General features: G+C 60.0%; 25 protein-coding genes. 19 read left to right on the forward strand and 6 right to left on the reverse strand.

Annotation, left to right across the window (positions count from 1 at the left end; all coding sequences use genetic code 11):
* The 5 genes from cheD (at position 1) to visR (ending at position 4595) form a co-directional block, all read left to right on the forward strand.
* Positions 1-555 (forward strand): chemoreceptor glutamine deamidase CheD, encoded by a 555-nt coding sequence (gene cheD, locus IM739_RS06180; protein WP_237370320.1) that lies wholly within the window; start codon positions 1-3, stop codon positions 553-555.
* Positions 556-568: 13 nt separating this feature from the next.
* On the forward strand, positions 569-958 hold the full coding sequence (cheT, locus tag IM739_RS06185) for a chemotaxis protein CheT (protein ID WP_007604203.1): 390 nt from the start codon (positions 569-571) through the stop codon (positions 956-958).
* A gap of 162 nt (positions 959-1120) precedes the next feature.
* On the forward strand, positions 1121-2812 hold the full coding sequence (fliF, locus tag IM739_RS06190) for a flagellar basal-body MS-ring/collar protein FliF (RefSeq protein ID WP_237370321.1): 1692 nt from the start codon (positions 1121-1123) through the stop codon (positions 2810-2812).
* 277 nt (positions 2813-3089) lie between these two features.
* Entirely contained in the window at positions 3090-3836 is a 747-nt protein-coding gene (gene visN, locus IM739_RS06195; RefSeq protein ID WP_442981097.1) for a helix-turn-helix transcriptional regulator, read from the forward strand.
* Between the two features lie 9 nt (positions 3837-3845).
* The gene (gene visR, locus IM739_RS06200) at positions 3846-4595 is read left to right on the forward strand and encodes a transcriptional regulator VisR (RefSeq protein ID WP_007604209.1); all 750 of its coding nucleotides are present in this window, start codon (positions 3846-3848) and stop codon (positions 4593-4595) included.
* A 15-nt stretch (positions 4596-4610) separates the two neighbouring features.
* Here the strand turns inward: visR and IM739_RS06205 are convergent, their stop codons facing one another.
* From IM739_RS06205 to motA, 6 genes are all read right to left on the reverse strand, one after another.
* Positions 4611-5051 carry a hypothetical protein gene (locus IM739_RS06205; RefSeq protein WP_237370323.1) on the reverse strand — a complete coding sequence of 147 codons (441 nt, stop codon included), beginning with the start codon at positions 5049-5051 and terminating at the stop codon, positions 4611-4613.
* Positions 5052-5056: 5 nt separating this feature from the next.
* Positions 5057-6139, reverse strand: coding sequence for a flagellar biosynthesis protein FlhB (flhB, locus tag IM739_RS06210; protein WP_237370324.1), 1083 nt, complete (start codon positions 6137-6139; stop codon positions 5057-5059).
* A gap of 235 nt (positions 6140-6374) precedes the next feature.
* Positions 6375-7412, reverse strand: a complete 1038-nt coding sequence (fliG, locus tag IM739_RS06215) for a flagellar motor switch protein FliG (protein WP_237370325.1) — start codon at positions 7410-7412, stop codon at positions 6375-6377.
* Positions 7413-7440: 28 nt separating this feature from the next.
* Positions 7441-8061 carry a flagellar motor switch protein FliN gene (gene fliN / locus IM739_RS06220; protein WP_237370326.1) on the reverse strand — a complete coding sequence of 207 codons (621 nt, stop codon included), beginning with the start codon at positions 8059-8061 and terminating at the stop codon, positions 7441-7443.
* A 63-nt stretch (positions 8062-8124) separates the two neighbouring features.
* Positions 8125-9078: a FliM/FliN family flagellar motor switch protein gene (locus tag IM739_RS06225; protein WP_237370327.1), complete on the reverse strand. Its 954-nt coding sequence runs from the start codon at positions 9076-9078 to the stop codon at positions 8125-8127.
* Between the two features lie 2 nt (positions 9079-9080).
* Positions 9081-9959, reverse strand: coding sequence for a flagellar motor stator protein MotA (motA, locus tag IM739_RS06230; protein WP_007604216.1), 879 nt, complete (start codon positions 9957-9959; stop codon positions 9081-9083).
* Between the two features lie 391 nt (positions 9960-10350).
* Here motA and flgF point away from each other — a divergent pair, with 391 nt between their 5' ends.
* From flgF to IM739_RS06300, 14 genes are all read left to right on the forward strand, one after another.
* Entirely contained in the window at positions 10351-11085 is a 735-nt protein-coding gene (gene flgF / locus IM739_RS06235) for a flagellar basal-body rod protein FlgF (RefSeq protein WP_237370328.1), read from the forward strand.
* A gap of 18 nt (positions 11086-11103) precedes the next feature.
* Positions 11104-12498 carry a flagellar protein export ATPase FliI gene (gene fliI / locus IM739_RS06240; protein ID WP_237370329.1) on the forward strand — a complete coding sequence of 465 codons (1395 nt, stop codon included), beginning with the start codon at positions 11104-11106 and terminating at the stop codon, positions 12496-12498.
* Positions 12499-12500: 2 nt separating this feature from the next.
* Positions 12501-13070, forward strand: coding sequence for a flagellar protein (locus IM739_RS06245; RefSeq protein ID WP_237370330.1), 570 nt, complete (start codon positions 12501-12503; stop codon positions 13068-13070).
* A gap of 76 nt (positions 13071-13146) precedes the next feature.
* Positions 13147-13542: a flagellar basal body rod protein FlgB gene (flgB, locus tag IM739_RS06250; protein WP_007597100.1), complete on the forward strand. Its 396-nt coding sequence runs from the start codon at positions 13147-13149 to the stop codon at positions 13540-13542.
* On the forward strand, positions 13542-13964 hold the full coding sequence (gene flgC, locus IM739_RS06255; RefSeq protein WP_007597101.1) for a flagellar basal body rod protein FlgC: 423 nt from the start codon (positions 13542-13544) through the stop codon (positions 13962-13964). Before flgB ends, flgC begins: the two co-directional genes overlap by 1 nt.
* Entirely contained in the window at positions 13961-14314 is a 354-nt protein-coding gene (locus tag IM739_RS06260) for a flagellar hook-basal body complex protein FliE (protein ID WP_237370331.1), read from the forward strand. Before flgC ends, IM739_RS06260 begins: the two co-directional genes overlap by 4 nt.
* Positions 14315-14332: 18 nt before the next feature.
* Positions 14333-15121 (forward strand): flagellar basal-body rod protein FlgG, encoded by a 789-nt coding sequence (gene flgG, locus IM739_RS06265; RefSeq protein ID WP_007597103.1) that lies wholly within the window; start codon positions 14333-14335, stop codon positions 15119-15121.
* Positions 15122-15138: 17 nt separating this feature from the next.
* A complete protein-coding gene (flgA, locus tag IM739_RS06270) occupies positions 15139-15618 on the forward strand; it encodes a flagellar basal body P-ring formation chaperone FlgA (protein ID WP_442981098.1) in 480 nt (159 codons plus the stop codon).
* Positions 15615-16736 (forward strand): flagellar basal body P-ring protein FlgI, encoded by a 1122-nt coding sequence (locus IM739_RS06275; RefSeq protein WP_237370332.1) that lies wholly within the window; start codon positions 15615-15617, stop codon positions 16734-16736. Before flgA ends, IM739_RS06275 begins: the two co-directional genes overlap by 4 nt.
* Entirely contained in the window at positions 16733-17266 is a 534-nt protein-coding gene (locus tag IM739_RS06280) for a MotE family protein (RefSeq protein WP_237370333.1), read from the forward strand. Before IM739_RS06275 ends, IM739_RS06280 begins: the two co-directional genes overlap by 4 nt.
* The gene (flgH, locus tag IM739_RS06285) at positions 17263-17976 is read left to right on the forward strand and encodes a flagellar basal body L-ring protein FlgH (RefSeq protein WP_237370334.1); all 714 of its coding nucleotides are present in this window, start codon (positions 17263-17265) and stop codon (positions 17974-17976) included. Before IM739_RS06280 ends, flgH begins: the two co-directional genes overlap by 4 nt.
* Before the next feature lie 40 nt (positions 17977-18016).
* Positions 18017-18532: a flagellar basal body-associated FliL family protein gene (locus tag IM739_RS06290; RefSeq protein WP_237370335.1), complete on the forward strand. Its 516-nt coding sequence runs from the start codon at positions 18017-18019 to the stop codon at positions 18530-18532.
* On the forward strand, positions 18529-19266 hold the full coding sequence (gene fliP / locus IM739_RS06295; RefSeq protein ID WP_007597113.1) for a flagellar type III secretion system pore protein FliP: 738 nt from the start codon (positions 18529-18531) through the stop codon (positions 19264-19266). The genes IM739_RS06290 and fliP overlap by 4 nt, the downstream gene beginning before the upstream one ends.
* 238 nt (positions 19267-19504) lie before the next feature.
* Positions 19505-20410 (forward strand): flagellin N-terminal helical domain-containing protein, encoded by a 906-nt coding sequence (locus IM739_RS06300; RefSeq protein WP_237370336.1) that lies wholly within the window; start codon positions 19505-19507, stop codon positions 20408-20410.
* Positions 20411-20721 lie beyond the last annotated feature (311 nt).

Raw genomic sequence — 20721 nt, forward strand, 5'->3', positions numbered from 1 at the left:
ATGGTCGACGACAGTGCAGCTAAACGCGTCCATATAATTCAGGGCGAGTGGAAGGTGATCGACGACCCGAATGTGGTCTTGTCGACGATCCTTGGCTCGTGCGTGGCTGCCTGTATTCGGGATCCGAATGCGGGAGTGGGAGGTATGAACCACTTCCTTCTTCCTGGTTCGGCCGTCCCTGGTGCCGGTGGCGGCGATGCCACCCGCTACGGGGTCCATCTGATGGAGCTTCTGATCAACGGCCTTCTGAAAAAGGGAGCGCGCCGCGATCGATTGGAAGCCAAGATATTCGGCGGCGCAAAGACGATTGCGACGTTCTCCAATGTCGGCGAGCAGAATGCAGCCTTTGCCACCCAGTTCCTGCGCGACGAAGGGATCAGGGTGGTCGGTTCATCAACGGGCGGGGACCACGGCCGCAAGCTTGAGTTCTGGCCGGTCAGCGGCCGCGCCAGGCAGTATCCGCTCACGGGCGCGGAAACACAGAAGACGGTCGCGCTCGAAAGGCGCCCGGTTCCTGTGTCGAAGCCGGTGGAAAGTTCAATCGAGTTTTTCTAGTACTGGAAATCGGATGCAAAACGAAAACAAAGCCGACGTCGCGGGCCTCGAGGAAGCGTTGCCGGAGATCCTGATGCGCATCGTCAGCGAGCTGCATGACGTCGCCTATCTGATCGAGCGGGTCGAGCCACAGCTTTTGGAACTGGGCGGTTCAAAAGTTCTGGAATCCTCCGACAGCATCAAGGTGCTGCAGGGCATCGACCTCGCCGTGCAGAAGACCCGGGGCCTTGCCGAATTCATCGATACGATCACCGGATCGATCCCGTCGGCCTGGATGATCGACATGACGACGGCACTCAGCCTCGTCAAGCTTGCCGAAATGCAGAAAACCCTGGGCGCCGGTTTGCGCCATGGCCATTCCCAACCGCTGAGCAAGGCGGCTGGCGACTTCGACTTCTTCTAGCCCGAACCGGGTCACCGGCAAGGCATTTTCCCCCTTTCTTCTGGCTAAGCCGAAATGAATTCGGCATTTCAGCCTCGCGAAACTCTCGCACAAGTTTCGCTTTCTATGGTCTCGCCAAGGGCAAAAGCCCTCAAACCTTTCTTTTTGATGGTGCGAGACAGAATGAATCTGTTAAATCAATTACTTCAGGTGCTGAAGAACTTCGGGTCGTTAGGCCAGACGAAGCTTTTGGCCATGGGCGGTGTAGCCCTTGTTTCATTCGCAATCATCATTGCTGGTGCGCTTTACGTCAACAAACCGGCCTTCGAGACGCTTTATGTGGGCCTGGAACCGGTCGATTTGAACCAGGTGAGCATCGCGCTTGCCGAATCAGGTCTGAATTTTGAAGTCGGTACCGATGGTGCGAGCATTCGTGTTCCCGTCGGCATGACCAGCAAGGCCCGTCTTCTGCTCGCCGAGCGCGGCCTGCCCAACAGCGCCAATGCCGGCTACGAGCTTTTCGACAATGTCGGCTCCCTCGGCCTGACCTCCTTCATGCAGGAAGTGACGCGTGTCCGCGCGCTGGAGGGTGAAGTCGCACGCACCATTCAGCAGATCAGCGGTATCGCGGCAGCCCGCGTGCACATCGTCATGCCGGATGTCGGCAATTTCCGCCGTGGTGAACAGAAGCCGACGGCATCCGTGATGATCCGAGCGGCGTCCGATGCGGGCCGCAAGTCCGCCGCCTCCATCCGCCATCTTGTCGCCTCATCGGTGCCGGGCCTCGACGTCGAGGACGTTACGATTCTGGATTCGACCGGCCAGCTTCTGGCATCCGGCGACGAAACGGGCGGCGCCGCAACGCGCTCGCTCGGCGTTGTGCAGTCGGTGCAGCAGGAAATCGAACAGAACATCGACAAGGCGCTTGCTCCATTCCTCGGCATGGACAACTTCCGTTCCAGCGTCACGGCCCAGCTGAACACCGACAGCCAGCAGATCCAGGAAACCATCTACGATCCTGAATCGCGCGTCGAGCGCTCTGTCCGCGTCACCAAGGAAGCGCAGAAATCCCTGCAGCGCCAGTCGGATACGGCAGCGACCGTCGAGCAGAACATTCCCCAGGCCGCCCCGGAAAGCGGTGGCGCCGGTCCGGAATCGTCTGACGAGCAGGACAAGAAGGAAGAGCAGACCAACTACGAAATCAACAGCAAGACCGTTGCGACGGTCCGCAACAGCTACACGCTCGAAAAGATCTCGGTGGCCGTCGTGGTCAACAAGGGCCGCATTGCAAAGATGGTCGGCGAGCCGGTCGACCAGGCCAAGATCGATGCCTATCTTGCCGAGATGCAGAAGATCGTTTCTTCGGCCTCCGGCCTTGACCCGGCGCGCGGCGACGTCGTCACGCTGACGGCCATGGATTTCCTCGAGAACCAGCTGCTCGAAGAATCCGCCAGCGGTCCTGGCATCATGGAAATCCTCAGCCGCAATGTCGGCGGGATCATCAACTCGCTTGCATTCGTCGCCGTCGCCTTCCTGATTGTCTGGATGGGCATCCGTCCGATGGTCCGCAGCGCGGGTGGCGGTGGTGCCGCTGCCCTGACCGGCGACATCGGCGAACAGGCTGCAGGGCTCGAGCTGCCCGATTTCTCACCGGCGCTGGGCGGCGGTGCAGGAAGCTCGCTCATGGACGGCTTTGGCTCCGACTTCGGCTTCGACAGCACCGACGACCTGCTCACCCTCGACGACGACGCAGGTGGTGGCTTCAACCGCCGCGTCAAAGAAGGTCCCGAGCGGCGCCTGTCCCGCATGGTGGAGCTCTCCGAGGAGCGCGCCGCCAAGATCCTCCGCAAATGGGCTGTGGAAAACGCGGCCTGAGGAAAATCGATCTACAAACGCAAACCGCGCCCACCGGCGCGGTTTTTGCGTTATGGTGGTCGCGCGGCAGTATTACAGCGCGATCTCCCCAATGGGCTCTTCGCTTTAATTGGGGATCTACCGTGACTGGTTGTGATCTTTGACTATTTATATTTTAAAATGAACATGATTCGTTAGGCCCGTGAGATGAGGGCAAGCGTTGAGTCGGGTTCAGCCGATGAAATGCGCCTGTGGATCTTCTCGCTGGGATGTCACGTCCTCGAAGGGGCTACACTATATGGATGCCGAGCTTACAACGGAGGGATCAGGAAGCAGAGTGCGTTCACCCGCACGTGCTGAGCCTCCGCAGGGCTCGTCTTCCAGGGAAATCCTGATCCACAAACTGGCGGCGCCCGGGCAATCCGGTGATCTCGCCCAATGTTTTCGCATGCTGACCGAGTATCTGGGCGCGTCGCACTATCTGCTCGCCCGCTACGATCTGGTTCAAGAAGACGGCCTTGACTTCGTGGTCGCGGCCGATTGGCCCTTCGATCTCGTGCGTCGCCTCGACGCCGAATTGGCGACGACCTATTCGCAGTCCACCGAACTTGAAAAATGTATGTCGGTGCTGCAGCCGAAATACAATCTCCTGCCCGATGACGTGCATGTACCGGACGGGATCAGCCGCCAGTATTGCTCGATCACGCTCAATGTCGGGCGCACGCGTCTCGCACTGATGCTGCTGTTTCCGCAGGATCACGTCCTTGCGGCCGACCGTCTGCGCGAAGTGGGCCTGCTGATCGGCTATGTTGTCGGCCTGTCGGTCAACAAGGGCCAGAAAAGCGACCGTGATTTCGAGCTGACCGAACGTGAGCTTGAGTGCCTGTTCTGGATTGCCGAGGGCAAGACCAGTGACGAGATCGCCACGATCCTGGGGATCTCGCGCAACACGATCAACAACTACATTACCAGCGTCATGCGCAAGACGGCAACAAAGACGCGTTCTGAAGCGATCGCCTATGCGGTCAGAAACAATCTCGTCTGAGGGGGCGGCATGGGGCATCAAAACAGACCTGGCGGTTCTACTCTTGAAGACGCGACCTGGTCCAGCCAGCGCCCTGTCACGTCCCGCACCGATATCTTCCCGAAGCTTGTCTCGCTCCAGCGTTCGTTGAACGCCCGCGGGTTTGCCGCGTTCCGCGTCGCCGGCGCCAGCCTGCCGCACAAGCGCCGCCTGGATGCGGAATACGAAAACTGGAGTTCGGGCCTCAGCAGCGGTCGTGACGCCTTTGTCGCGGCCTATGGCGACACGCTGCTCGGCCATATCGAGGCCTCGACGCTGCCGCTCATGTGGTGTGCCGACGACGAATCGAGTTTCATCGAGGCTTCGGATTTCACCCCGTTCACCACCCAGGTCGACGCCCGCCTGCTGCCGTATTCCGGCATCGCGTTTCCGGTCCGTCTGGGTGCCGTGGGCAATGGCTACATCGTCTTTCCGACAGCCGGTGGCGCGGATCTGCCGGGCGAACTGGTGCTGTCCGTACACAGCCGCTGCTATCAGGTGATGACCGATATCCTGTCGCTCGATGAGCGCAAGGCGATGACGTCGGAAACCCTGAGCGAGCGTGAGATCGCTTGCCTTCAGCTGGCCGGCGATGGCCGCATCAGCGAAGAAATCGCCGAGCGGCTGGGCCTCTCGGTCCATACCGTCAACGCCTATCTCGGTTCGGCAACGATCAAGCTCGATTCGGTCAACCGGATCCAGGCGATCGCCAAGGCGATCCGCCTTGGCTATATTACCTGATCACCTCCCGCAGGTTCAGCCGTATAACGGAGAGGCCTGTGTCTTGACGAAGCGGGCTTCGCGCAACCGCTGTTCAAGCATAAGGGTATTGGCGTCCGGGTCGCCGGCCGTTTCATGAAACGCGATATGGTTGATCTCGAGCCCCGCGGTCTCGTTGGTCAGGGTGAGTTGCGCATAGATCGTGATGTCGCGCGGCTTGATCTCGAGGTCGAGCACGATCTCCGGCGGACCGCCCCATTCGAGCCGATACTCCCCTCCCGAGCCAAAATTGACGGTGCCCGGATGAAAATAGAGTTCCGCGGCCGAAGAAATGAGATCTGCAATATTCCCGTAAAGTTCAAAGCGTAAAAGCGAGATGAGATCGGCTGCGTCGAGCAGGCGCATTTCACTTGCGACGGGGCTGATGGCTTCTGCCACAATACGTTCACGCTGGGTGGTGTAAGAGCACTTTTTCATAGTGGCTAGCGTATCCGTCTCTTGGGGGCCTTCGACGCGTAGACTCGGTGGACGAGTTCGGCGACGGCCTTATAAAATAACGACGGGATCACGCTATCGACTGAGACTTGCGCAAACATGGAGCGGGCGAGGGGCGGATCCTCGAATATCGGAATATTGTGCTCGCCGGCGATCTCGCGGATCTTCAGCGCGACAAGGTCCTGGCCCTTGGCGACAACGACCGGCGCCTCGTTTTCCTCACGCACATAGCGCAGCGCCACGGCAAAGTGGGTCGGATTGGTGATCACAAGCGTGGCGCGCGGCACGTTGGCGATCATGCGCCTGCGTGCGCGATCCCGCGCGATCGAGCGCTGGCGCGCCTTGACCACGGGGTCACCTTGGGACTGCTTGTGCTCGTCCTTGATTTCCTGCTTGCTCATGCGCAGCTGTTCGTACCAGTGGTACCGCGTCCAGAACACGTCGACCGCCGCCAGCAGTGCCGTGGCCAGCAGAATGATGATCAGCATCTTTTTGACGATGACGGAAAACTTGATGAAGATGGTCTGCGGATCGGAGAACATCGAATCGATCATCGCGTAGTAGTCGTGCCGCAAGGCAAAGACCATGATCACCGAGACAATGACGATCTTGAACAGGGCCTTGCCGAACTCGACCATGCCTGGTCCGCTGAAGATCCGGGTCCAGCCCTTGGCAAGCGAGATGCGGCTGGCCTGTGGAGTGATCCGATCCAGTACGAAGCTCGGAAGATGCTGGACGATGCTGGAGCCGGCGCCCAGCACCATGAACAGGATGAAGGCCGGTGCCAAAAGCGCGCCGATTTCCCAGCCGAGATAGGTGAACAGCGAGACCACGTCGGTCGCCGTTCCGATCTTCCATTGGTCGGGCCGCTCGAACAGGTCCTTCAGCGTTTCGCCAAGCCGACCGATCCCGCCGGGCAGGAAGAAGACAAGATAGAAATAGAATCCCAGCGTGGAGGCAAACAGCGCGAGTTCGCGCGATATCGGGACATTGCCCTTCTCGTGCGCATCGCGCACCTTTTTCTCGGTTGGGTCTTCGGTTTTGCTGTCTTTATCTTCATCGTCAGACATGACCGTCGCAGCCCTTCAGACCTGTGGAGGCATCCACTGCCCGTGTGATGAAGTCGGCGCCGTCGAGACGTGCCGTCCGGCCACGATCATCGCGGCCGGCTGAAACGTAACCGCCCGCCGATTGCTGTTCAATCGGCGGGCGGCAATTTGTCGGGTTTTCAACAGAGGCGCAGGCCGTCAGCGGTTCCTGGCTGCAACGGGCAGCCCGAACGCCGGGCCGGCATGGCGACTGGGCTTATGCCGCCTGGTTCTCGCCTTCCGTCTCCTTGAGCTGGATCTGTCCGGCATTGGCGAGGCGAATCGCTTCCTGCGCCACGGCGCGGCGGGCGATGGCGATCTCGCGGGGATTGATCCCCGTGGTGCCGGACTGCAGATCGGATTCGATCATGCGGCGCGAACGCGGGCTGATCGATGCCAGGACACATTCCTTGATCTCGGTGCTGGCGCCGCGAAGCGCCATCGTGAGGATATCGGCGGAAATGTCGTTGAGCAGCAGGACGCGGCTGCGCTGCGGCATGGCGAGCAGATCCTCGAACAGGAAGATCTTCGGGCGAACCTTGTTGACCGATTCCTTGCTGATCGATTCCAGCGAGGTGAGCAAGGTATCGACTTCGTTCTTTTCCAGTTCGTTCATCAGCTCGGCAACCTTCGCCGAACCCGTCGAATTGCGGTCTGCGTCGATCTCGGCGATCAGGTCGTGGACCCGGTTCTCGATGATCTGCGCCGCTTTCGGGCTGACATTCTTCAGGTTGACGGTACGGTTCATGATGTCGGCGCGGCGGCTGTCCGGCAGCTTCAGCAGCACCTTTGCCCCGAAGGAGGACGGCAGCATCGACAGGATATAGGCGACGGTCTGTGGATGTTCGCGCATCAGGAACTTGGCGATGAAGTCCGGCTCCGCATCCTGCAGGCGATCCCAGATCGATGCCTCGAAGGCCTGGAAGGCGGTGCGGCGGCCGAGAAGACCATCGACTTCTTCCGGCGTCAGGCCTTCCTCGAGAATGCTCTCGATCGCCTTGGCATTGTCCATGAGGCCCGCACCTTCGGTGAACAGGTCCTCGAATTCGTTGACCAGTTCCAGCAGTTCATCCGGTGGAATGGTGCGCAGCGTTTGAGCCGATGCGATGATCGTCTGCAGTTCCGCCTGGGTAAAATATTTGAGCAGCTTGCCGGCAACACCCTTGCCCATGGCCAGCAGCACGGCGGCTGCCTTGTCGGCCTGGGAAAGCGGTTTACCGGTTATGGAGCCGCCAAAATCATCAAAGTCCATCATGGTCTTGTCCTCTCTGGCCCATCATGGGTCAGGATGTCTTGGTCGCCATCACTTCGATCAGCTTTACGCCGAAGCGGGTGTCGTCGTTTTCGAGAACGGTGATCTCGCCGCGCGCGATGCGCCGGCCGTTCACCATGATCTCGACGGGCTCGCCGATCTTCTTGTCCAGCGCGATGATGGCGCCTTCCTCGAGGTTCATGAGCCCTGAAACCTGCATGCGGCTGGAGCCGAGCACGATCTGGACATCGATCGGGATATCCATGATCAGATCGATATTGGCGCTCAGGCCGCTGCCCGGTTCCTGGCTGCTGCGGCTGGGAGCGCTGTCGAAGGACGAATCGCCACCGAAGCTGTCGCCACCAAAGCTCGACCCGCCGAACGCGTCATCGGTGCCGAACGCATCTGCGCCGCCCAGGTCGCTGGTCGTGGACGAGCCGCCGAAATCGGATTCGAAAGCGGCCAATGGATCGCTGGAGCCGCCGAAATCGTTCAGGTCCACGCCGAAATCGGAGCCGATGTCGGGGAGCGTACCGTCGGCATCTGCTTTCAGGACGCCGCGCAGGTCATCGACTGCCATGTCGAAATCCGCATCGGAACCCGGCATCGCCAGAGCGTCTTCTTCCGTCTTGGGGGTCTTTTTCGTAGCCATGGATTCATTATTCCTGTTGAAACTTGCCTCAAGCTGCCGTGGGGGGACCCCGGCCGAAAATGCTTAGCTCATCAAATGTCTTAGAATTTCATCTTCGCTGCTCACATTGTCTTTGACGCGGACGGTATAGCGGTCGCCGGCACGACCGAATTCGCAGCGATACATCTCTTTTCCATTGGCGCTGACGTCGACCATGACGTCACCCTTGTCCTGGAACGGAATGACATCGCCGGCGACAAGCCGCGAAATTGTGTTGAGTGTCAGTGTTTCCAGGCGGATCTTGGCTTCGAGCGTGACCTGCGAGCGGCGAACCTGCTCGGCGATCTGGTCCTGCCATTCCTTGCGCGTCCGCGATGATTGGTTCTTCGACTTCGGCACCGTGACGACCGTCTTCAGCAGCGCCTTCTGCGGAACCACAAGGTAGAATTCAGAATCGACCGTACCGAGCGTGACGCCCATCTTGATCGTCACCGCATATTCGTCGATGTGATCGTCTTCCGGCTTCGGCCGATCCTCGGCATTGTGAGCCTTTTCGATCAGCGGTTCGAAGCCGCCCGGGGCATTGACGCCCGAGCGCAGCACGTTGCCGATCTTGTCGAAGACCATTGTCGAGAGATCGAGTTCGATCTGCGACAGCGGCCTTTGGATGGGTTCCTGGATCGTTTCGGGAATTGCACCGAGCAGGTTTTCCATCAGCGTGATGATGAAGCTGTTGCCGCAGGCCATGACGAAATTCGGCGACCAGTTGCGCAGCTGCGTGTCGACCAGCGCGACATTGTCACCCAGATCGGCGATCAGGTCGTTCATCAGGCCGCTTTCGAGGCCGTTGAAATGGACGTCGATATGAAGTCCGGTCTCGCTGTGGAATACGTCGGGCAGGAACTCGATATACAGATGGCCGAAATCGGCGCAGAGCCGCTGCAGCGACTTCGCATCGCCGAGCCCACCGGTCAGGCGCGCCAGCAGCGCCCGGTCCATGACCGGCAGAGATGTATCTCGTGGTTTTGGTTCGCTCATGATCACGCCGCCTTGCTTTCACCGCCGCCGCCGGGGTTCATCATTTCCTGCTCGACCGCGTCGATCGACGGACGCTCGTAGGACGAGATTGTCTTGCGGCCATATTCGAGTGCCACCTGCGGAACCGAGCCATTCATGTAGGCAAGCAGGGTCTGCTTGACGATGATGTACAGGCGGTGCTGCTTGGTGCGAACCATCTTGATCTGCGAGATGATCGGGTTGCACAGGCAGTAGGACAGGAAGATGCCGAGCATGGTGCCGACAAGTGCGGCGCCGATCAGGCCGCCGAGAACTTCCGGCGATTCGTTGATCTTGCTCATCGCCTTGATAACCCCGAGAACCGCGGCAACGATACCGATGGCCGGGAAGCTGTCGCCCATGGCCGTGATCGCGTGATAGGGCTTCATCTTGTCGTAGAGGATGGTGTTGATTTCTTCGTCCATCAACGCCTCGATTTCATGGCTACGGGCGTTGCCGATGATGATCAGGCGGACATAGTCGCAGATGAAGGAAGTGAGTTCCTTGTTCTTCAGCAGGTTGGGCGCTGCCGTGAAGATGCTGGATTCCTCGGGATTGTCGATATGGGCTTCGATCTCGTTGCGCGACTTGGTGCGCAGGTCGCGCATCAGCGAATAAAGCACGCCCAGCACGTCGAGATAGGCGCGCTCCTTCGGCACGGCATGCTTGAACGCCTCGCCGATCGCCTTGCCCGAATCCTTCACCACTTTCATGGGATTGGCCATGATGAAGCCGCCAACGCCGGCGCCACCGATGATCATCAATTCGAACGGCTGCACCAGAACGTCCAGGTGACCGCCCATGGCCATGAACCCGCCGAGCACGCAGCCAATCGTAATTACAAATCCGATGATGATATTCATTTTGCCCGCACCTGAACGTTATTTTTCAGGTTCAGCGATACGGCCCGTGCCTTGCGTGAGGCTGAATCAAAACCGGCATTGCATGCCTTGCGCAACCATTTTTGCAGGGGCCGTTCACCAGACAGCTTCGCGCAAGCCATTTGCCGCAAGAAGAGCGCTGACGGACGCAAGCATCCCGTGGTCCGCGCAGTCGAGATTGTCCTTGTATATGACCAACCAGCCTCTCCGTCGACAGCGGCACAAAGCGCCCCATCGATCAGGCAAGTTCCTGGCGGTGAACGACAATCCTGACCGCGCCCGGAGTTTGCCTACCCCTTTTCGTGTCCGGTTCGACCCGTGTCAGGTTGGACCCATGGCGTTCTTTCATCTCTGATGCTCGGAGGCAAATGACATGCAATCCGGAATCTATGTCTCGCTATCCTCGCAGATCGCGCTTGAGCGCCGTCTGACCACGATCGCCGACAACATGGCCAATGTGAACACGGTCGGCTTCCGCTCGACCGAGGTGAAGTTCGACGAGGTGTTGAGCAAGACCGGCAATGACCTGAACGCCAAGATCGCTTTCGTGTCCCAGGGCAACGACTATCTGTCGACCAAGACCGGCGAACTGGCGCAGACCGGCAATGTGCTCGACTTTGCCATCAAGGGGGATGCCTGGTTTGCCATCGACACGCCGATCGGCCAGGTGCTGACGCGCGACGGCCGCTTCACCATGAAGGACACCGGCGAGCTGGTTTCGACCAAGGGTTACTCGGTGCTGGACGCCGGCGGCGCGCCGATCCAGCTCAACCGTGCCGGCGGACCGCCGGAAGTGGGCGCGGATGGCGCAATCATGCAGGACGGACGCCAGGTGGCGAAGCTCGGCGTCTTTACCGCCGACGTGCGCAACGGCTTCCTGCGCTATGAAAACAGCGGCGTGACCACCGTCGATGCGCCCCAGGCGGTCGTCGACAATCCGGAAGTCTCGATCATGCAGGGCTATGTCGAGAATTCCAACGTCAACGGCATCGGCGAGATGACCCAGCTTATCCAGGTCAACCGCGCCTTTGAGAGCGTCAGCGCGCTGATCAGCGGCAGCGAGAGCTCGATGAGCGAAGCAATCAAGATTCTCGGCGGCAGCGCCTGATCCTGAGATTGGAATAGAATGGCCCAGCCTGAGAACGCCCCCTTCGTCTTCTCCCCGAAGCTCAGCCAGCTGTCGGCGCTGGCGACCCGTTATGCCAAGCCCGAATATTCGGTAACGCATGGCGGCCATGTCCGGACGATTGCGGCGGGTCACTACACGGTGACCGGCCTGTCTCGCCATGTCCGGCTGGGCGAATTCGTCGCGCATCGGTCGGCGACCGGCGTGCATCTGGGTGAAGTCGTGCGCGTCGAGCCGGATATCGCCTATGTCTGCCCGATCGAGCCGGGCGAGCCGATCGGCATCCATGACGTGGTCATCCGCAAGGGTGCCTTCCGCATTGCGCCGGACGACAGCTGGTGCGGGCGCACCATCAACGCGCTGGGCGAACCGATCGACAATGGACCGGGCATGGCATCCGGCCAGGAGCGACGCCCGATCGCCACCACGGCGCCGCCCTCCATGACGCGCAGGCGCGTCGATCAGGGCTTTCGCACCGGCGTCAAGGCGATCGATATCTTTTCGCCGCTCTGCCTTGGCCAGCGTCTCGGCATTTTTGCCGGCTCCGGCGTCGGCAAGTCCACGCTCCTTTCGATGCTTGCGCGTGCCGATGCCTTCGACAAGGTGGTAATCGCGCTGGTCGGCGAACGTGGCCGCGAAGTGCGTGAATTCATCGAGGATACGCTCGGCGACAACATGGCCAAGTCGATCGCCGTTGTCGCGACCAGTGACGAAAGCCCGATGCTGCGCAAGATGGCGCCGCTGACGGCCATGACGATTGCCGAGCATTTTCGCGACAAGGGCGAAAATGTCCTGTTCATCGCCGACAGCATTACCCGCTTTGCCCACGCGATCCGCGAAGTGGCGACGGCCGCCGGCGAACCTCCGATCGCCCGCGGCTACCCGACCTCGGTATTCACCGAACTTCCGCGCCTGTTGGAACGCGCGGGTCCAGGGGCTGAAGGAGCGGGGACGATCACGGCCATCATCTCGATCCTGGTCGATGGCGACAACCACAATGACCCGATCGCCGACTCGGTCCGCGGTATTCTAGACGGCCATATCGTGCTCGATCGCAGTCTTGCCGACGAAGGCCGGTATCCACCGATCAACCCGCTTACCTCCATTTCCCGTCTGGCGCGCAAGGCCTGGACAGGCGAGCAGGAGAAGCTGGTCTCGCGCCTGAAGGCGTTGATCCATCGTTTTGAGGAAACGCGCGACTTGCGCCTGATCGGCGGCTACCGCAACGGCAGCGATCCCGATCTCGACATGGCGATCAAGCAGGTGCCGGTGATCTATGAAGTGCTGAAACAGTTGCCGAGCGACAAGCCCTCCAACGATGCCTATGCGGATCTCGCCGGTGCATTGAAAGCGGCAGCCGGAGGGGCGCAGGGCGGAGCGAGGCAGAGGGGATGACCATGACCGATTTTGACGCCGATGAACCCGTTGCACCGATCAGGCCGGCGCCCATTCGCCGACGTGTCTCGTCTGTTGACCGGGTACTGGCGGCGACCGGCGTGGCGCTGGCCTGCGCGGCTGCCTTCTTCCCCTGGTATGTCTTTTTCAACGAGGAAAAGTTCGGTGTTCGCGTTGCCGACTGGCAAAGCACGCGTGACCTGCCGGAAGGGCCTGGCCGTAACGTGTTCAGTGTCTCGCCGCTGGCGCTGGTCGACAATGATGACGAGAACGCCGGCGAAGGCAGCAATCCCCCGGCTGTAGATCAGATCGTCACGGCAACCGTGCCGACGCTTGGCAAGGAGCGTCCGCAGGGGCTGGATGTGCGTGCCGCCCAGCCGTTTCCGGGCCAGAGCGGTTTCCGCCTGCTGCATGTCGCCAACGGCCGTGCGCTGATCGAGGACGGCGGCACCATGTTCATGGTGCGTGTTGGTTCGATTCTGCCCGACAACAGCCGCGTCGCGACGCTGGAGCAACGCGACGGCAAATGGGTCATCGTGACCTCCAAGGGCGATATATATCAGAACAACTAAACTTGTGTGGGTGGGGCAAGTCCCACGCAAGATTACTGGCCTAGGCTCCGAGTGGTAAAAAGACGGAGTAACGCCCATGAACCCAATCCAGTTGTTCGAGCTGGCTTCCCGACAGGCCGAATGGCTTTCGGTGCGTCAGCAGGTTGTGGCAGGCAATATCGCCAACGCCAGCACGCCCAAATATCTGGCTAAGGACATCACCCCGTTCAGCGCAGTGCTGGACAATACGGCGATGGTACAGCACATGGCCGTGACCCAGCCCGGTCATATGGCGTCGAACGATATCAGCGCCGACAATATCGACATCGAGGAGTCCGAGCTCAACGACGAGATTGGCATCCAGGAATCGGGCAACTCCGTCGCGATCTCTGAAGAATTGTCCAAGACCGGCGAGATCAAGCGTCAGCATGAGCTGAACACCTCGCTGATGAGTTCCTTCCATCGCATGATGTTGATGACGGTGAAACGCTGATGACCGATCCTTTAAGTGCAGCCCTGAAAATTGCCGGCAGTGGTCTGGAAGCCCAGTCCACCCGCATGCGCATCGTTTCGGAAAACATCGCCAACGCGCGTTCGACCGGCGACACTCCCGGCGCCGATCCTTACCGCCGCAAGACCATCACCTTCGGCAGCGAGCTCGACAAGGTGTCCGGCGCGCAGGTGATCGAGGTCGAGAAGCTTGGCTTCGACAAGTCCGATTTCATCGAGGAATACGATCCGGGCAACCCGGCCGCCGATGAACGCGGCGTCGTCAAGATGCCGAACGTCAACGTGCTCATCGAAATGGGTGACATGCGCGAGACCAACCGAACCTATGAAGCCAATCTGCAGACCATCAAGCAGACGCGCGACATGATTTCCCAGACCATCTCACTGCTGAAGGCTTCGCAATGATTGATTCCATTTCCGGCGTAAGCGCATTTTCCAAGTCGATGGGTCTGGATTCGCTGACCACCGAACTCTCCACCTTTGACATGTCGACCCAGGGTGTTGCGACAGCCGGCCTCACGCCCGGCATGTCGACCGGCGAGACATTTCTTTCGACCCTCAACAGCATGGCCACCGAAGCCGTCGGCAACCTGAAGCAGGCCGAGCAGACCTCGTTCGATGGCATGACCGGCAAGGCGAACACCCGCGAGGTTGTCGACGCAGTGATGTCGGCTGAGCAATCGCTGCAGACCGCGATCGCCTTCCGCGACAAGATCGTCAGCGCCTATCTCGAAATCACGAAGATGCAGATTTAGTAAGCAGGGAACGGACACATGAGAGCTCTTGCCATCGCAGCGACAGGTATGGACGCCCAGCAGACGAATCTGGAAGTCATCGCCAACAACATCGCCAACATCAACACCACCGGCTTCAAGCGGGCGCGTGCTGAATTTACCGACCTGCTGTACCAGACCGAACGCGCCCAGGGCGTGCCGAACCGCGCCAACCAGGCGATCGTGCCGGAAGGCGCCAATATCGGTCTCGGCGTGCAGACGGCTGCCGTCCGCAACATTCATACGCAGGGCGAACTGACCCAGACCGGCAACGAACTCGACATGTCGCTGGTCGGTCGCGGCTGGTTCCAGGTCGAATCGCCGGATGGCACAACCCTCTACAGCCGCTCGGGCGCATTCAACATGAACGCCGAGGGTCAGCTGGTCACCATCGACGGTTATCTCGTCACCCCGCAGATCACCATTCCGCAGGATGCCAGCGAAGTTGTCATCAGCCGCACCGGCCAGGTCCAGGCACGCATCGGCAACGATTCCGACTATACCGATCTCGGTCAGCTGACGATCGCGAACTTTGTCAACGAAGCCGGCCTGAAGCCGCTCGGCGACAACCTGGTGGCCGAGACGGCAGCCTCCGGCGAAGCGATCGTCGGCGTGCCGGAAGATCCGGGCTTTGGCTATATCAAGCAGGGTTACCTCGAATCGTCCAACGTCGATTCCGTCAAGGAAATCACGGACATGATCTCGGCACAGCGTGCCTACGAGATGAATTCCAAGGTCATCCAGACCGCCGACGAGATGGCTCAGATCGTCAGCAAGAACCTGAAGTAAGGCAACTGGAGGCAAACATGAAGTTTCGCCGGAAAATCGGGAATGCAGTTCGGGCTGTGGCGCTTGCCACAGCATCCGTCATGGGCATCGGCATCGGCGCGGCGCTTGCGCAGGGAACCGCTGTCGTCCCCACCCAGATCATCTATCCCGGCGAGACCATCTCGGCCGCGCAGGTCAACGAGGTCGAGGTGACCAACCCCAACCTGACCGGCGGTTATGCACGCACCAAGGCGGAAGTTGTCGGCATGGTATCGAAGCGCACGCTTCTGCCGGGCCGCACCATTCCGACCAGCGGCCTGCGCGAAGCCTTCGCCATCAAGCGCGGTGCCAGCGTTCGTCTGACTTTCGCCATTGGCAACATGGTGATCAGCGCCGCCGGCACGCCCATGGTCGATGCCACGGTCGGCGAGGTCATCAAGGTGCGCAACATTGATTCCGGCACGATCGTCACGGGTACGGTCATGGCCGATGGGACAGTACAGGTGATGGCGAAATGAAGTTGTTTGCATCATCACGGATTGCCCTGTGTGTGCTGGCTCTGGTGCTGACGCCGTTTGAGCCTGCCATTGCCGCCAATTCGCGCATCAAGGATATCGCATCCCTGCAGTCGGGACGCGACAATCAGCTGATCGGCTACGGCCTGATCGTCGGCTTGCAGGGCACTGGCGACAGCCTGCGTTCTTCGCCGTTTACCGATCAGTCGATGCGCGCCATGCTGCAGAACCTCGGCATCTCGACCCAGGGTGGCCAGTCCAACGCCAAGAACGTTGCTGCCGTCATGGTCACGGCAAACCTGCCGCCCTTTTCCAGCCCCGGTAGCCGCATCGATGCGAATGTCAGCTCGCTCGGCGATTCGACCTCGCTGCGCGGCGGCACGCTGATCATGACGTCGCTGACAGGCGCCGACGGCCAGATCTATGCCGTCGCCCAGGGCTCGGTCATCGTGTCCGGCTTCAATGCGCAAGGCGATGCTGCCTCCGTGCAGGAAGGCATCACCACCTCCGGACGCGTCCCCGGCGGTGCGATCATCGAGCGTGAGTTGCCATCCAAGTTCAAGGATTCGGTCAACCTAGTGCTGCAGCTGCGCAATCCCGACTTCACCACCTCCTTGCGCATCGCCGACACGATCAACGCCTATGCCGCCGCCAACTACGGCGCACCGATCGCCGAGGCGCGCGACAGCCAGGAAGTGGTCGTCCAGAAGCCGCGCACGGCCGATCTTGCCCGCCTGATGGCGGATGTCGAAAATCTGGTGGTCGCGACCGATTCTCCGGCCAAGGTCGTGATCAACGAGCGCACGGGCACGATCGTCATCGGCGCCGAGGTTCGTGTTTCGCGTGTTGCCGTGAGCTACGGAACGCTGACGGTCCAGGTCACGGAGACGCCACAGGTCATCCAGCCCGAGCCATTTTCACGCGGCGAGACCGCGGTGCAGGAACAGACCGACATCATCACGCAGAAGACCGGCGACAAGGTCGTGATCGTCGATGGTCCTGACCTGAGAACACTCGTCAGCGGTCTCAACAGCATCGGCGTGAAGCCGGACGGCATCATCGCCATCCTCCAGGGCATCAAGTCCGCCGGCGCCCTACAAGCGGAGCTTGTCCTGCAATGACACAGTCCAGGCATTTTCTCTCGCTGCCTCCGATCCTGCGCAACGGCCTGATCGTCGGCGCCATCGCCGTCCTTCCGGTGTTTGCCGACAACGCCGTCGGCCAGCAGCAGCCGGTGAACCCGAGCGACGCCGAGATCCAGCAGTTCTGCACCGGGATCGCCGATGCCGCGCGCGACCAGCGCTATCTGTTGCAGAAGCAGGAACTGGAAAAGCTGCAGGCCGATGTCGACAGCCGCATTGCGGTTCTCGAAACCCGCCGGGCCGAATACGAAGACTGGCTGTCGCGCCGCAACGAATTCATGAAGCAGGCCGAAGGCCAGTTGATCGAGATTTACAAGAAGATGGCGCCGGATGCGGCAGCACCGCAGCTCGAGGAGACGAATGTCATCCTTGCTGCTGCGATCATCATGAAGCTGCCGCCGCGCCAGTCGAGCCTCATCCTTACTGAAATGCAGCCGGACAAGGCCGCCAAGGTCGCCGCGATCATGTCGAGTGCCGGTGATTCCACTACGTCGAAGGATCCATCATGAACAAGCGTTCCCCGGCATTGCTGGCTGTTCTGTTTCTTGCCGGCTGCCAGAGCCAGACCGTCAAGGAAATCGGCAACGCACCTGCGATGAGCCCGATCGGATCCGGCTTGCGTTTCAGCCAGACGCCGCAGATGGCCCTGTATCCCAAGCAACCGCAGGCGACTGCCAGCGGCTATTCGCTGTGGAGCGACAGCCAGTCGGCCCTGTTCAAGGATGCCCGCGCCCTCAACGTCGGCGACATCCTGACGGTAAACATCCAGATCAACGACAAGGCGTCGTTCGAAAACGAAACCGATCGCAGCCGCACCAATTCGAGCGGTCTGAGCTGGTCGACGGCCGTTGATCTGTTCGGCAACGAGATCCCGGCGACCACCGGTGACCTGAGCTCCGGTTCCGACACCAGCACCCAAGGCAAGGGCTCCACCGAGCGCTCGGAAAAGCTGACCCTGCTGGTTGCAGCCGTCGTCACCGGTATCCTTGAAAACGGAAATCTGCTGATCAGCGGTTCGCAGGAAGTGCGCGTCAATCACGAGATCCGCATTCTCAACGTCGCCGGTATCGTGCGACCGCAGGATGTCGATGCCGACAACACGATTTCCTACGAGCGCATCGCCGAGGCACGCATCTCCTACGGTGGCCGCGGCCGCCTGACCGAAGTGCAGCAGCCGCCCGTCGGCCAGCAGGTAGTCGATCTGTTCTCGCCGTTCTGACGGCGGGAACAAAAAGGCAGAGCAGGAACGGCAAGGTCCGATGGAACAAAACGAAGAGCCCACAGGCAAGAAGAAATCCGGCCTCATGACACTGCTCGTGCCGCTGGTCGTGCTGACCGTCGCAGGCGGCGGCGGCGGCTGGGTCATCGGCAACATGCTGGCACCGCAGGTGAAACAGTCGGAAGATGCGGCAAAGGCAGCCGAGGCCGCGCCGGCCGCCGGCCATGGCGAGGCAAAGAAGGAAGAGGGACTTCCCAAGATTGCCACCGAAGCCAATGGCATCGTTCAGCTGGAGCCGATCACGACCAATCTCGCATACCCGTCGGAAAACTGGATCCGGCTGGAACTTGCCCTGATGTTCAACGGCGCGCCCGACGTCAAGATTGCCGAAGACGTGCATCAGGACATCATGGCCTATCTCAGAACCGTCTCGTTGCAACAGGTCGAAGGACCGCGCGGCTTCCAATATCTCAAGGATGACATCCAGGAGCGTGTTGACCTACGCTCCGAAGGGCGCGTATCGAAGGTGATGTTCAGGACGTTTGTGATCGAATGATTCGATTTTTCCTTGTTGCCGCTGTCATGATGATGGCGCCGGAAATTGCGCATGCGCAGCAGTTTCCGACGGAGATCTTCAACACGCCGATCGATGGGTCGGTGGCGGCCTGGATTATCCGTACCTTTGGTCTGTTGACCATCCTGTCGGTTGCCCCTGGCATCCTGATCATGGTCACCAGCTTCCCGCGCTTCCTGATCGCCTTTTCGATCCTGCGCTCGGGCATGGGGCTTGCGACAACCCCCTCCAACATGATCCTCACCAGCATGGCGCTGTTCATGACCTTCTATGTCATGGCACCGACCATGGATCAGTCCTGGCGCACCGGCGTCCAGCCGCTGTTGGCGAACCAGATCAATGAGGCCGAGGCGGTGGCGCTGATTGCCGAGCCCTTCCGCACCTTCATGACGGCCAATACCCGTGACAAGGATCTGCGGCTGTTCGTCGATATCGCCAATGAACGCGGCCAGGCCACGGTTACAGGCGACAAGGTCGACTACCGCGTGCTCGTTCCGGCTTTCATGCTGTCGGAAATCCGTCGTGGCTTCGAGATCGGCTTTCTGATCGTTCTGCCCTTCCTCGTCATCGATATGGTGGTCGCCACGATCACCATGGCCATGGGCATGATGATGCTGCCCCCGACCTCGATTTCGCTGCCTTTCAAGATCCTGTTTTTCGTCCTGATTGACGGCTGGAACCTGCTCGTCGGCAGCCTCGTGCGCTCCTTCGTCTGACGCTTAGAGAATTGTTTACCACTTCCCTTGCTGCGTTGTTTACCAAGGATTTATCCAGCTTTATCGATCCCTAATTTGTTAAGGTGTTGGCAATACTTGACGGTCAGTTTGGTCCTCACACGAAGGGTCTGGTAGACGAAAAATTCGCTACCGAATGGCATGATGCCGAACTGTCGTAGCCGGTAATTTCCAGTCCGGTATGTCCCCAATAGTATCTTGTTTTAAGGGACAAAATAACATGGCCAGCATTCTGACCAACACCAATGCTATGTCTGCTCTTTCCACGCTGCGTTCGATCTCTTCCAACATGGAAGCGACACAGAACGCGATCTCCACGGGCAAGAGCGTTGCATCCGCCTCCGACAACGCTGCTTACTGGTCGATCTCGACCACGATGAAGTCCGACAACATGGCTCTCGGCGCTGTCTCCGACGCGCTCGGCCTCGGCGCTGCCAAGGTTGATACTGCCTATGCCGGTATGGACGCAGCAATCGACGTCGTAACGGAAATCAAGGCAAAGCTCGTCGCCGCCAAGGAACAGGGTGTCGACAAGGAAAAGATCCAGGAAGAAATCTCGCAGCTTCAGGAGCAGCTGACCTCGATCGCTGAATCCGCTTCGTTCAACGGCCAGAATTGGCTGGCGAATGAAGGTGGCGACGTGACTGTCATCACCGGCTTCGTCCGCGCTGCTGACAACACGGTCACGGTCAAGTCGAGCACGATCACGCTTGACGACACCAACATGCTGTTCAGCGCTGACGCAGCTGGCGTTATCGACGAAGCAACCGGCATCCTGGGCGCGAACGGCACTGCCTCGTCGTCGAGCATCGTCGGCTTCGAAATCGACAACGACACCGACTCCGACACGCTCGACAACCTGCTCACGGACGTTGAAACCGCTCTGACCAGCATGGTCAGCGCCGGCGCGACGCTCGGCTCGCTGTCCAGCCGTATCGATCTGCAGTCGGAGTTTGCCGACAAGCTGTCCGACGCCGTCGAAACCGGTATCGGCCGTCTGGTTGACGCCGACATGAACGAAGAATCGACCCGCCTGAAGGCTCTGCAGACGCAGCAGCAGCTGGCGATCCAGGCTCTGTCGATCGCCAACAGCGACTCGCAGAACATCCTGTCGCTCTTCCGTTAATCGCAAGAACGGGCCGGCCCTTGAGGGCCGACCAAACTGTCCCGACGCCGATATGCCTTGGTGGCTGACCAGAGGCGCGCGAAGGGAAAGCTTGACTGCTCGGAGGCTGAACCGGGTAAGTGGCTACGGAGGTCGCGTCTGGAAACAGACGCGACCTTTTCGTTTTATTAAGCATTTTTTGTTACGCGCGCGTGCACGCGAAGATTGCAAATTATTATCGCAATCAGCCTTCCCTTCGAATTGCCTTAGGCCTTCGTTAACCAACATGCGTTTATCTGAACGCATCGAAGGGGCGAGCTAACCATTCAAAT

The sequence above is a fragment of the Rhizobium sp. SL42 genome, assembly GCF_021729845.1.
Taxonomy (GTDB): Bacteria; Pseudomonadota; Alphaproteobacteria; order Rhizobiales; family Rhizobiaceae; genus Allorhizobium.